This window comes from Variovorax defluvii, assembly GCF_039541515.1.
GTDB classification, from domain to species: Bacteria; Pseudomonadota; Gammaproteobacteria; order Burkholderiales; family Burkholderiaceae_C; genus Variovorax; species Variovorax defluvii.
Genome location: NZ_BAABGJ010000006.1, coordinates 1 through 12,162, shown reverse-complemented (window position 1 = coordinate 12,162; position 12,162 = coordinate 1). Strand labels below are relative to the sequence as shown.

Sequence of the window (12,162 nt, the reverse complement as noted above, 5' to 3'; positions counted from 1 at the left end):
CCGTGATCGACGGCCACCAGATGGCCAAGCAGGGCCGAGGGGGCGCCGCGCTCGCGGCCGCCGGCCTGGGCTCCTTCTTCGCCGGCTGCGTGGGCACGCTCATCCTGGCTGCCTTCGCGCCGCCGCTGACCGAGCTGGCCTTCAAGTTCGGCCCCGCCGAGTACTTCTCGCTGATGGTGCTGGGCCTGATCGGCGCCGTGGTGCTGGCTTCGGGCTCGCTGCTCAAGGCCATCTGCATGATCGTGCTGGGCCTCCTCATCGGCCTGGTCGGCACCGACGTGAACTCCGGCGTCGCACGCTACAGCTTCGACATCCCGGAACTGACCGACGGCATCGGCTTCATCGTGATCGCGATGGGTGTGTTCGGCTACGGTGAAATCATCTCCAACCTCTCGCGCCCCGAGGAAGACCGCCAGGTGTTCACGTCCGAGGTGCACCACCTCTGGCCGACCAAGGAAGACTTCAAGAACGGCGTGCCCGCCGTGCTGCGTGGCACCACGCTGGGCTGCGCCCTGGGCATCCTGCCGGGCGGCGGCGCGCTGCTGTCGGCCTTCGCGGCCTACACGCTCGAAAAGAAGATGAAGCTCAAGGCCGGCGAAGTTCCGTTCGGCAAGGGCAACATCCGTGGCGTGGCCGGCCCCGAGGCGGCCAACAATGCCGGCGCGCAGACCTCCTTCATCCCGCTGCTCACGCTGGGCATCCCGCCCAACCCGGTGATGGCGCTGATGGTCGGCGCGATGACCATCCACAACATCCAGCCCGGCCCGCAGGTGATGACCAGCAACCCGGAACTGTTCTGGGGCCTGATCGCCTCCATGTGGATCGGCAACCTGATGCTGATCATCCTGAACCTGCCGCTGATCGGCATCTGGATCAAGCTGCTGTCCATTCCGTACCGCTGGCTGTTCCCTGCCATCGTGCTGTTCTGCGCGATCGGGGTGTACTCGACCAACAACAACACCTTCGACGTCTGGATGGTCGCGATCTTCGGTGTGGTCGGCTACATGTTTATCAAGCTGGGCTGCGAACCGGCGCCGCTGCTGCTGGGCCTGATCCTGGGGCCGATGATGGAAGAGAACCTGCGGCGCGCGCTGCTGCTGTCGCGCGGCTCGTGGAGCGTGTTCGTCACGCGGCCGATCTCGGCCGGCCTGCTGATTGCTGCGGCGCTGATGGTGATCATCGTGCTGCTGCCGGCGGTGAAGTCCAAGCGCCAGGAAGCCTTCGTCGAGGACTAGCTCTCCCCCAGGCTTGCTCACTTCGTGTAGCCGCCAACCCCCTCTTGAACGCAAAGGCCGCCTGCGGGCGGCCTTTGTGCTTTCCTCTTGCTGTTGATGTACGCGGCACAATCGACCCCATGAAAAGAGCCCACTTTCTCCGCACGGGCGCGCTCGCGCTGTGTGCTGCGGCACTGCCCGCCGCCTTTGCCCAGCAGCAGGCCTACCCCCACAAGCCCATCCGGCTGGTCGTACCCTTCCCGGCGGGCGGCGCCACCGACCTGTTCGCGCGCACCCTGTCGCAGAAGATGGGCGAGAAGCTCGGCGGCACCCTGGTGATCGACAACAAGCCCGGGGCCGGCGGTGCCATCGGATCCGATCTCGCGGCCAAGGCGCCGGCCGACGGTTACACGCTGCTGCTGGCCACCACGAGCACGCATTCGATCGGCCCGGCCATCAACCCCAAGCTGCCCTACGACACGGTGCGTGACTTCGCGCCGATCGCCCACGTGGGCGATGCACCGAGCATCATGCTGGTACCCAACAACTCGCCGGCCAGGACAGTGCGCGAGTGGATCGACTACGCGAAGAAGAACCCCGGCAAGCTCAACTACGCCTCCAGCGGCAACGGCACCATCGTTCAGCTGACGGCGGAACTCTTCAAGTCGCAGGCCGGCGTGTTCGTGACGCACATCCCGTACAAGGGCACCGCGCTGGCGATCCCGGACCTGATCAGCGGCAAGGTCGACCTGCTCTTCGATGCGCTGCCCACCGGCATGCCGCACGTGCGCGATGGCCGCTTGCGCGCCCTGGGCGTGACCTCGCTGCAGCGCAGCCCTCTCGCGCCCGAACTCCCGGCCATCGCCGACGTCCTCCCCGGTTTCGAGTCGAACACCTGGTTCGGCCTTTACGGCCCGAAGGGGTTGCCGGCCGACATCGTGGCGAAGGTCAACGCCGCCGCCAACGAAGCGGTGCGCGACCCCGAGGTGCGCGACAAGCTCTCGAAGCTGGGCATCGCGCCGGCCGGCAGCACGCCCGCACAGTTCGCATCGATGGTGGCGCAGGACGCCGCCAAGTGGAAAAAGATCATCATCGACCGGAAGATCAGCAGCGATTGAGCAGCCATGAAGTTCGACTACGCCAACCCCTACACCTCCGTCCGCATCCCCGTCTTCGCGCGCAACGTCGTCTCGACCTCGCACCCTCTTGCGGCACAGGCCGGCCTGCGCATCCTGCAGCAGGGCGGCAACGCGGTCGACGCGGCCATTGCCACCGCCGCCGTGATGACCCTGGTCGAGCCGGTGAGCAACGGCCTGGGCAGCGATGCCTTCTGCATCCTGTGGGACGGTGAGCAGCTTCACGGGCTCAATGCCTCCGGCCATGCGCCGGCCGCGTGGTCGCCGGAGTACTTCCAGCGCAAGTACGGCAAGGATGCCCGCACGCCGCCGCAGCGCGGCATCGACTCGGTGACCGTGCCCGGCGCAGTGCGGGCGTGGGTCGAACTGTCCGAACACTTCGGCAAGCTCGGCTTCGAGGACCTGATGGCGCCGGCCGTCGAGATCGCCGAGCGCGGCTACATCGTGCCGCCGGTGGTGCAGCAGAAGTGGGCGGCGGCCACGCCGCTGCTGCAGAACCAGCCCGGCTTCAAGGAGGCCTTCCTGCCCTCGGGCCGTGCGCCCGAGGTCGGCGAGCTGTTCCGCTTTCCCGCGGCGGCACGCGCGCTCAAGGCCATCGGCGCCACCAAGGGCGATGCCTTCTACAGCGGCGAGATCGCCGAGGCGATGGAGAAGTTCAGCGCCGCCCACGGCGGCGCTCTCAAGGTGCGCGACCTGTCGACCTGGCGGCCCGAATGGGTGGCGCCGATCGCGCAGGACTACCGCGGTTACACGCTGCACGAGATGCCGCCCAACGGCCAGGGCATCGCGGCGCTGATCGCGTTGGGCATCCTCAAGAACTTCGACCTGGGTTCCATGCCCGTCGACTCGGTCGCTTCGCAGCATCTGCAGATCGAGGCGATGAAACTGGCCTTTGCCGACACCTATCGCTTCGTTTCGGACCCGACGACGATGGAGGTGTCCGCCGAGGAGATGCTCGATGCCGCGTACCTCGCCTCGCGCGCCCGGCTCATCGACCCGAGCAAGGCGCAGGACTTCAAGGCCGGCAACCCGGTCAAGGGCGGCACCATCTACCTCACGGCCGCGGACGAGAACGGGATGATGGTCAGCTTCATCCAGAGCAACTTCATGGGCTTCGGTTCGGGCTGCGTGGAGCCCACCTTCGGCATCAGCCTGCAGAACCGCGGCCATGGCTTCAGCCTGGACCCGAAGAGCCCCAACGCGGTGGAGCCGCGCAAGCGGCCCTTCCACACCATCATCCCGGCCTTCCTCACGCAGGACGGCCAGCCGGTCATGAGCTTCGGCGTGATGGGCGGCAACATGCAGCCGCAGGGCCACATGCAGACACTGGTGCGCATGCTGGACCATGGCCAGGCGCCGCAGACTGCCTGCGACGCGCCGCGCTGGCGCTTCAACCACGGCCTGGAGATCAATGCCGAGGCCACGATGAAGCCCGAGGTCGTGCAAGGCCTGCAGGCGCTGGGCCACAAGGTCGAGGTGATCAACGACTCCTACCAGGACTTCGGCGCCGGCCAGTTCATCTGGCGTGCGGGCGATCCGTCCGTCGAGGGCTACGTGGCGGCGAGTGACGCGCGCCGCGACGGCCTGGCCGCAGGGTATTGAAGCTCTCCCCCAGGCTTCGCGCACTTCGGGTCGGCCGGCATGGCGATCAGCTACGCCGGCGTGATGCTGGTCTTCGGCCATGAATTGAGCCTGGGCCAGAGCGCCTCGGCGGCCTGGGGCACGTTGCTGATCTTCCTGAGCGCGGTCAGTTACGCGATCATCGGGCCGCTGTCGACCATCGTGTTGAGCGCGCTGATTCTCGGCGAGCCCTTGACGGCCTGGGTCGCGGCCGGCACGGCGCTGGTGATCGCCGGCATTTTCGTATTCACACGCATGGGGCGCTGAAGGCCCCGGAAGGACATCGACATGGATCTTGGAATCGCAGGCAGAACGGCACTGGTGTGCGGTGCCAGCAAGGGCTTGGGCTACGGCTGCGCCGAGGCGCTGGTGCGCGAGGGCGTGAACGTGGTGATCGTGGCGCGCGGCGCGGAAGCGCTGGCGGATGCCGCGAAGAAGCTGGAGGCCGTTGCCGGTCCGGGCGGGCCGTGGGTCAAGACTCTCGCGGCCGACATCACGACGGCCGATGCACGCGCGGCAGTGTTCGGGCTGCACAAGGACTTCGACATCGTCGTCACCAACGCCGGCGGCCCGCCGCCCGGCGACTTCCGCGACTGGGATCGCGAGGCCTGGATCAAGGCGGTGGACGCCAACATGCTCACGCCCATCGAGCTGATCAAGGCGACGGTGGACGGCATGGCGGCGCGCGGCTTCGGGCGGATCGTGAACATCACGTCGAGTTCGGTCAAGGCGCCGATCGACATCCTGGGCCTGTCCAATGGCGCGCGCAGCGGGCTCACCGGCTTCGTCGCCGGCGTGGCGCGCACCGGCATCGCGGCGAAGGGCGTGACCATCAACAACCTGCTGCCGGGCTCTTTCGAGACCGATCGACTGAAAGGGACGATGGCAGGGGCGGCGAAGAAGTCGGGGCAGGACTTCGACGTGGTCTGGGAGAGCCGCAAGAAGAACATTCCGGCACGCCGCTTCGGCACGCCTTCGGAGTTCGGATCGATCTGCGCGTTCCTGTGCAGCGTGCAGGCGGGGTATTTGAACGGGCAGAACATCCTGGCGGACGGCGGGGCCTATCCGGGGACCTATTGAGCTTGCCGGGTGTTGCTGCGTGCTGCGCGCCGTGCGTTGCGGACCGCCTCCCGCGGCGCGCAGGCCAGCGCTCAAGTCGCCCCATCTACTCGAACGCCAGCCTCCACTGACTGTCCACCGCAAAACTATGCGCCAGGAAGTCGACGAACTCGCGCACCTTTGCCGACGGCTGCCGCGGTTGCGGAAACACCGCATAGAGCGTGCGCGACTCGGGCGTCCATTCCGGCAGCACGGTGCGCAGGCTTCCGGCCGCGATGTCGCCCGCGACCAGGAAGGTGGGCAAGAGCCCGATGCCCGCACCCTCCAGCAAGGACTCGCGCAGGACCAGGCTGTTGTTGCATCGGCAGTTGCCCGCCACGCGCACCGTGCGATCGCCACCCGGCGCGGTGACGTGCCATTCGTCGGGCAACTGCCCGCGGTTGTAGACCATGCAGTTGTGGCGCTTCAGGTCCTGCGGCGTCGCGGGCTCGCCGTGCTGTTCCAGGTAGGCCGGTGAGGCCACCATCGCCCGCGCCATGCGGCCGATGGGCCGCGCGCCGCGCATCGGCTCGCGGTCGTTGCCGGCGATCAGGATCGACACGTCGAAGCCGGCCTCGGCCGGGTCCACGAAATAGTCGTTGAGGGTCAGCTCCAGCTTCACCTCCGGAAAGCGCGCGAGAAAGTCCGCGATGCTGCGCCCCAGGTGCGCCGAGCCCAGCGAGACCGGCGCGCGCACCTTCAGCAGCCCGCGCGGCGTCGGGTGCAGTTGCCCGGCAGTCTTCTCGGCCTCCTCGATGTCGTCGAGGATGCGGATGCAGCTCGCGTAGTAGGTGCGCCCCGCCTCGGTGAGGCTGATGCGCCGCGTGGTGCGCGCCAGCAGCGGCGTGCCCACGTGCGTCTCCAGCCCGGCCACGTACTTGCTCACCGAGCCCGCGGACATCGCGAGTTCCTCCGCCGCGTCGCTGAAGCTGTGGCGCTCCACGACCTTGCGGAACACCGCCATGCAGGTCAGTCGGTCCAAACTCTTTCCAATCTCGAAAGTGATTCTTCTCGATCGGGATGTTTATGCCCGATAAGGAAACTGTCAACATGCCTTCACAGAGCAACGACAGGCCTTCCCACGAGGCCGCGAGGAGAAACGATGAGCCTGCGCACGCGCACCCTGCAACTCGCCATCGCGGCGGGCCTGGCCTGCGGCCTCGGCACCGCGGCCGCCGCGCCCGAAGGCACGCTGCGCTTCGGCACCAACCAGCAGTTGGACGACTGGGAAACACTCACCAAGGCCAACAGCACCTACACCTCGCTGGTCTACGAGGGACTGGCCGAGATGGCGCCCGACGGCGTGACCCTCGTGCCGCGCCTGGCCACCGGGTGGAAGGAGAGCCCGACGAAGGTCGAACTCACCCTGCGGCAGGGCGTCACCTTCCACGACGGCACGCCCTTCGATGCTGCCGCCGTCGTGAAGAACCTCGAACGCGTGCGCGACACGCCCGGCCAGTGGCGCGGCGTGATGGACGGCGTGGACAGGTTCGTCGCGGTCTCGCCCACGCAGGTGGACGTGCTGCTCAAGCGCCCCTCGCCGAACCTGCTGCCCAACCTCGCGCGCCGCGGCGCCTACATGGTGTCGCCCAAGGCGCTCGACAGCGGCAGCTGGAAGACCGCGCCGGTCGGCACCGGCCCCTGGAAACTGGAGCCCAAGGAGGTGATCAAGGGCCTGCGCCAGGTCGTCACCTACTACGACGGCTACTACGCGCCGCAGAGCGTGGGCGTGCGCCGCATCGAGGTGACCCACATCAACGACCCCGACAGCCTCTACAACGCGCTGCGCACCGGCCAGGTCGATATTGTCTGGACCAACGCGTCCATCGCCACCCGCGCCGAGCGCGAGGGCATGAAGGTCAGCTGGTTCCCCTCGGTCCTGTGGCACCTGCAGATGATGGACACGGTCAAGGTGTTCAACAGCACCAAGCTGCGCCAGGCCATCTGCCACGCGATGAACCCGCAGGACTACATCGACGCGCAACTGGGCGGCCGCGGCAAGATCCACACCCAGCGCGTGCGCGAGGGCGTGCCCGGCTACAACCCGGCGGTGAAGGGCTATCCGCACGATCTCGCGAAGGCGAAGCAACTGATGGCCGAGCTGGGCAACCCCAAGCCGCAGATCACGCTCGCGAGCTTCGACAACCAGCGCACCATCGCCGAGCTGTTCAAGAGCCAGATGGCGCAGATCGGCGTGGAGGTCAAGCTGGACCTGATGACCTTCGGCCAGTTCTTCAGCACCTTCCGCAGCGGCAAGTACGCCGCCGCCATCCTGACCGACTCGCAGGACACCGGCCCCTACGACTACTACCTCTATCACTTCGCCCCGACCGGTGCCGGCAATCCGCTGGGCACCACCTTCCCGGCCATCGATGCGGCGGTCAAGGAAGCGCTGGCCGCCGACGACGCGAACGCCCAGAACGCGGCGTGGCAGAAGATGATCAAGGTGGTGAACGACGAGGCGCTGGACTGCGGCTTCTTCGACTACGCGGCCTACTGGGCCTACAACCCGAAGAAGATCTCGAAGGTGGTGTCCACCACGGGCGACGTGGCGGTGTTCCGCTACGCCGACCTGCGCCTGGCGCGCTGAAGGGGAGGGCAGCGTGACCGCCGACACCCTCCTGATCCACGGCGCCACCGTCCTCAGCATGGACCCGCAGGTGGGCGACCTCGCCCGCGGCGACGTGCTGGTGCAGGGCGGCCGCATCGCCGCCGTCGGCCCCGCGCTCGATGCGCCTGCGGGCGCCGAGCACATCGAAGCCACGGGCATGATCCTCATCCCCGGCCTGATCGACTCGCACACCCACATGTGGCAGGCGCCGCTCAAGGGCCTGGGCGCGGGGCTCTGGGGCGCGGCCGACTACAGCCGCCACGTGTTCCCGCTGCGCGAGAAGTTTTCGGCCGAGGACATGCACGACGCCACCTTCGCCTGCGGCGTCGAGATGCTGGACCGCGGCATCACCACCGTGCTGGACTTCTGCCACAACGTCATGACGCCGCAGCACGCCGAGCAGGCGCTCGCCGCCCATCGCCGCACGGGCCAGCGCATTCTTTTCGCGTACGGCATGCTGGGCGCCTTCAAGACGCTGGCGGCGGAGCACGGCTGGCGCCTGGCGCAGATCCGCGACCTGGCCGGCGCGATGCGCGGAGGCGACGGGCTGCTGCGGCTGGGCATCGCACTGGGCTCGCTGGAGTACGCGGGCCTGGAGCTGGTCGCGACCGAGATCGCGCTCGGGCGCGAGCTGGGCCTGGTCATGAGCTTCCACCAGAATCCGCCCGGCCAGATCCTGGAGCTGCACCAGGCCGGCCTGCTCGGCGGCGACCTGCTGCCGGTGCATGCGAACGTCGCGACCGACCACGAGCTGGCCCTGCTGGCGCAGCACGGCTGCGGCATCTCCTTCACCGTCGAGGGCGAGTTCGGCGGCGGCCGGCCGATGAGCATCATCGGCCGCGCACACCGCGCGGGCGTCACGCCCAGCCTCGGCGTCGACATCCCCTCGCGCGTGGCGCTGGACCTGTTCGCGCAGATGCGCCTGACCTTCCAGGTCATGCGCAACGAGGAGGCCACCGTCGAGCGCATCGCCGGCCGCTGGCCGCTGGCGCGCCACCCCGGCACGCCGCATGCGCAGCCGCGCCACATGCTGGCGTACACGACCGTCAACGCCGCCCGCGCACTCGGCCTGGGCGACGAGATCGGCCGCATCGCGCCCGGCCTGCGCGCCGACCTGGTGCTGCTGCGCACCGGCCCCTACGGCATGTCGCTGGGCGATCCCGCGGCACACGTGGCCCTGCAGAGCTGCGCCGCCGACGTGGACACGGTGCTGGTCGACGGCCGCGTTCGCAAGCGCGATGGCCGCCTGCTGGATCTCGATCCGGCCGAGGCCGCGGCCGCCAGCCGGCGCGTGCGCGAGCGCGTGCTCGGGCCGCAGCAGCCGGGGCAGGGCGTGGCGCGCGCATGAAGCGCCTGGTCCTCGCGCGGCTGGCCGCGGTGCTGCCGATCCTGTTCGCGGTGTCGCTCTTCACCTTCGTGCTGACGCGCCTGACCTCGACCGATCCGGTCAGCCAGATCCTCGGCCCCGGTGCTTCCACGGCCGACCGTGCCGAATACGCGCGCGGCCTGGGACTGGACCGGCCGCTGCCCGAGCAGTTCCTCGGCTGGGTCGGCGGGGCGCTGCGCGGCGACCTGGGCCAGTCGCTCTACACCAGCCTGCCGGTGACCGCCTCGATCGGCGATGCCGTGGGCGTGACCCTTTCGCTCGCGCTGGCCGGCATGCTGCTCGCATTGCTGCTCGGCCTGCCGCTGGGCATCGCGGCGGCGGTGCGCCATGGTTCGTGGGCCGACCGTGCGCTCACGCTGGTCGTGTCGCTGGGGCTGGCGGTGCCCAGCATCTGGCTGGCACTGCTGCTCTCACTCACCTTCGCGGTCGAGCTGAAGTGGTTCGACGTGGTGGGCTACACGCCGTTCTCCGACGACCCGCTCCAATGGGCGCGCGGCCTCGTGCTGCCCGCGGTGGCCTTGAGCGTGCACACCGCGGCGGTGATCGCGCGCCAGATGCGCAGCGCGATGATCGAGGTGCTGCAGTCGCCGTACGTGCATGCGCTGCGGGCACGCGGGCTGCCGCGGCGCACCATCGTCTGGCGCTATGCCATCCGCAACGCGATGGTGCCGGTGCTCAGCGTCATCGCGATCCAGATGTCGGTGCTGGTCGGCGCCAGCATCGCCATCGAGCGCATCTTCGCGGTGCCGGCGCTGGGCACGCTGCTGATCGACAGCGTGGTGCGCGGGGACTTTCCCATCCTGCAGGGCGTGGTCGTCGTCATCGCGCTCATCGTGCTCACCGTCAACCTCGTGGCCGACATCGGTTACGGGCTGATCAATCCGAAGGTGCGCATCCATTGAACACGAGCACCACCGCTTCCGCGAAGACGCTGTCCGCCATGGCCACGCCCGCTGCCGCCGCCAATGACGAAGCCGCGCGCCGACTGGCGCCGCGCCTGAAGGCCCTGGCGCGCCCCTTCGTGCTGCTGCCCGCGGCCTGGCTGCTGTTGCTGCTGGCCTGCGCCGTCGCGGCACCGCTCGTGGCGCCCTACGATCCTTTCCACCCCGACCTCAAGCACCGGCTGGAGGCGCCGAACGCCCTCTACTGGCTGGGCACCGACGACCTGGGCCGCGACACGCTCTCGCGCCTGGTCTTCGGCGCCCGCACCGCGCTGCTCGCCTCGCTCGAGAGCGTGGCCATCGGCGCGGTGCTGGGCATCGGCATCGGGCTGGCGGCGGGCTACCTGGGCGGCTGGCTCGACCGCGTCGCGATGCGCCTGGCCGACGTGATGCAGTCCATCCCCGCCGTGCTGCTGGCGCTGGCGCTGATCGGCGTCTTCGGCAAGGGCCTGGGCAACGCGATGCTGGCGGTCGGGCTGATTTTCTCGGTGAGCTTCATGCGCATCACACGGGCGGTGGTGCTCGCCGAGCGCGAGCGGCTGTACGTGGACGCGGCGCGCGTGCTCGGGCTCGGGCCGCTGGCGATCATGCTGCGGCAGATTTTGCCCAACGTGGCCGGGCCGCTGGTGGTGCAGGCCTCGATCTCGCTCGGGACTGCGTTGCTCATCGAGGCGATGCTGAGCTTTCTTGGCGTGGGTGCCGACAGCACCCAGGTGAGCTGGGGTGCGATGCTGGAGACGGCCCGCCAGTTCCAGAGCGAGCAGCCCTTCCTGCCGGTGCTGCCGGGCGTGGCGATCACGTTGACGGTGCTGGCCTTCAATCTGCTCGGTGATGCGCTGCGCGACAGCCTGCTGCCGGGCGGGCCGCGCGTTCCGCGGCGCGCGGCGGCCGTGACCGCGGCGCGGCCTGTCGCCGATGACGTGGGCTGGGTCGAGGCGCTGCCGGCCGACACGCTGCTGCGCATCGAGCACCTCACCGTGCGACTGCAGGGGCCTCAGGGCGATGCCGAATTGCTGAGCGACGTGTCGCTGCATCTGCGGCGCGGGGAGGTGCTGGGGCTGGTGGGCGAGTCGGGGTGCGGCAAGTCGATCACCGCGGCGGCCATCATCGGACTGCTGCCGCCTGCGGCGCGCGTTTCAGGCGGCTCGGTGCGCCTGGGCGAGACCGAACTGGTCGGGATGGACGAGGCGCTGGCCCGGCGGGTGCGCGGGCGGCGCATCGGCATGGTCTTCCAGGATGCGGTGGCGGCCCTGTCGCCGGTCCACACCGTCGGGCGGCAATTGATCGATGCGGTGCGCGCGCACGGCGGGCTCGATGCACGGCAGGCTCGCGCGCGGGCGATCGAGTTGCTGGAGATGGTCGGCGTGCCGGATGCGCAGCGGCGCATGGACGACTACCCGCACCAGTTTTCCGGCGGCATGGCGCAGCGCGTGGTGATCGCGGGCGCGCTGGCCTGCGATCCGGAACTCCTGATCGCCGACGAGCCGACCACGGCGTTGGACGTGACCATCCAGGCGCAGGTGCTGGATCTGTTGATGGAACTGCGCGAGCGGCTCGGGATGTCGATTCTGCTGATCACGCATGACCTGGGGGTGGTGGCGGATGCCTGCGATCGGGTGGCGGTGATGTACGCGGGGCAGATGGTCGAGACGGGTCCCGTGCGGGAGGTGCTTGCGCGGCCTCGACATCCCTATACGGCGGCGCTGCTGGCGGCGATGCCCAAGGGGGGCGGGGACGCAGCGGTACTGGCGACCATTCCGGGGCGTGTGCCGCCGGCCTGGGCGTGGCCGCAAGGGTGCCGGTTTCATCCGCGGTGTCCGCATGCGGGCGAAGTCTGTGCTGGCGCTGCGGTGGGGTTGGTGCAAGGGGTGCGGTGTGTGCGGGTCGAGGGGCTTGAGCCTTGGAAGGGAGAGAGGGTGTTGCTTTGAGAGCCTGGTTTTTGCCTTGTTGGTTGGGTGGCGCAGGAGCCTTGAATTTGGCTCTTGGGCCTTTGTTTTGGCCTTGCTTGTTGTGTGGCGCAGGAGCCGGGAATTCGCCACTGGGGCCTCTGTTTTTGCCTTGCTTGTTGTTTGGCGCAGGAGCCGGGAATTCGCCCCGGCGGGCGAGTTACTTTCTTTGTCTCGCCAAAGAAAGTAACCAAAGAAAGGCGACCCCA

The 12,162-nt window shown here is 68.9% G+C and carries 9 protein-coding genes and 1 pseudogene; 9 read left to right on the top strand and 1 reads right to left on the bottom strand.

Going from position 1 to position 12,162, the window contains the following annotated elements:
• The 5 genes and pseudogenes from ABEA07_RS03540 to ABEA07_RS03520 all read left to right on the top strand — a co-directional run.
• Positions 1-1,235: tripartite tricarboxylate transporter permease (locus ABEA07_RS03540; protein WP_345535920.1), on the top strand; the 1,235-nt coding region annotated here is incomplete at its 5' end.
• Positions 1,236-1,354: 119 nt separating this feature from the next.
• Positions 1,355-2,332, top strand: coding sequence for a tripartite tricarboxylate transporter substrate binding protein (locus ABEA07_RS03535; protein ID WP_345535918.1), 978 nt, complete (start codon positions 1,355-1,357; stop codon positions 2,330-2,332).
• Positions 2,333-2,338: 6 nt separating this feature from the next.
• On the top strand, positions 2,339-3,952 hold the full coding sequence (locus tag ABEA07_RS03530; protein WP_345535917.1) for a gamma-glutamyltransferase family protein: 1,614 nt from the start codon (positions 2,339-2,341) through the stop codon (positions 3,950-3,952).
• 36 nt (positions 3,953-3,988) lie between these two features.
• Positions 3,989-4,237: pseudogene (locus ABEA07_RS03525) on the top strand (hypothetical protein); the annotation flags it as partial.
• 21 nt (positions 4,238-4,258) lie between these two features.
• Positions 4,259-5,050 (top strand): SDR family oxidoreductase, encoded by a 792-nt coding sequence (locus tag ABEA07_RS03520; protein ID WP_345535915.1) that lies wholly within the window; start codon positions 4,259-4,261, stop codon positions 5,048-5,050.
• A gap of 85 nt (positions 5,051-5,135) precedes the next feature.
• Here ABEA07_RS03520 and ABEA07_RS03515 read toward each other — a convergent pair whose 3' ends face one another.
• Positions 5,136-6,050, bottom strand: coding sequence for a LysR family transcriptional regulator (locus ABEA07_RS03515; RefSeq protein ID WP_345535914.1), 915 nt, complete (start codon positions 6,048-6,050; stop codon positions 5,136-5,138).
• Positions 6,051-6,170: 120 nt separating this feature from the next.
• Between ABEA07_RS03515 and ABEA07_RS03510 the strand changes: the two genes are divergently transcribed.
• The 4 genes from ABEA07_RS03510 to ABEA07_RS03495 are packed head-to-tail and all read left to right on the top strand — an operon-like array spanning position 6,171 to position 11,935.
• A complete protein-coding gene (locus ABEA07_RS03510) occupies positions 6,171-7,658 on the top strand; it encodes an ABC transporter substrate-binding protein (protein WP_345535913.1) in 1,488 nt (495 codons plus the stop codon).
• Between the two features lie 13 nt (positions 7,659-7,671).
• The gene (locus ABEA07_RS03505; RefSeq protein WP_345535912.1) at positions 7,672-9,027 is read left to right on the top strand and encodes an amidohydrolase family protein; all 1,356 of its coding nucleotides are present in this window, start codon (positions 7,672-7,674) and stop codon (positions 9,025-9,027) included.
• Complete coding sequence (locus ABEA07_RS03500; protein ID WP_345535911.1) at positions 9,024-9,968, top strand: ABC transporter permease; 945 nt, start codon at positions 9,024-9,026, stop codon at positions 9,966-9,968. The genes ABEA07_RS03505 and ABEA07_RS03500 overlap by 4 nt, the downstream gene beginning before the upstream one ends.
• Positions 9,965-11,935, top strand: a complete 1,971-nt coding sequence (locus ABEA07_RS03495) for a dipeptide/oligopeptide/nickel ABC transporter permease/ATP-binding protein (RefSeq protein ID WP_345535909.1) — start codon at positions 9,965-9,967, stop codon at positions 11,933-11,935. Before ABEA07_RS03500 ends, ABEA07_RS03495 begins: the two co-directional genes overlap by 4 nt.
• The last annotated feature ends 227 nt before the right edge of the window (positions 11,936-12,162 follow it).

What these genes read in the sequence shown, in the direction of transcription:
- ABEA07_RS03535 (WP_345535918.1), top strand. Translation starts at nt 1,355, where the DNA reads ATGAAAAGAGCCCACTTTCTCCGCACGGGCGCGCTCGCGCTGTGTGCT.
- ABEA07_RS03530 (WP_345535917.1), top strand. Translation starts at nt 2,339, where the DNA reads ATGAAGTTCGACTACGCCAACCCCTACACCTCCGTCCGCATCCCCGTC.
- ABEA07_RS03520 (WP_345535915.1), top strand. Translation starts at nt 4,259, where the DNA reads ATGGATCTTGGAATCGCAGGCAGAACGGCACTGGTGTGCGGTGCCAGC.
- ABEA07_RS03510 (WP_345535913.1), top strand. Translation starts at nt 6,171, where the DNA reads ATGAGCCTGCGCACGCGCACCCTGCAACTCGCCATCGCGGCGGGCCTG.
- ABEA07_RS03500 (WP_345535911.1), top strand. Translation starts at nt 9,024, where the DNA reads ATGAAGCGCCTGGTCCTCGCGCGGCTGGCCGCGGTGCTGCCGATCCTG.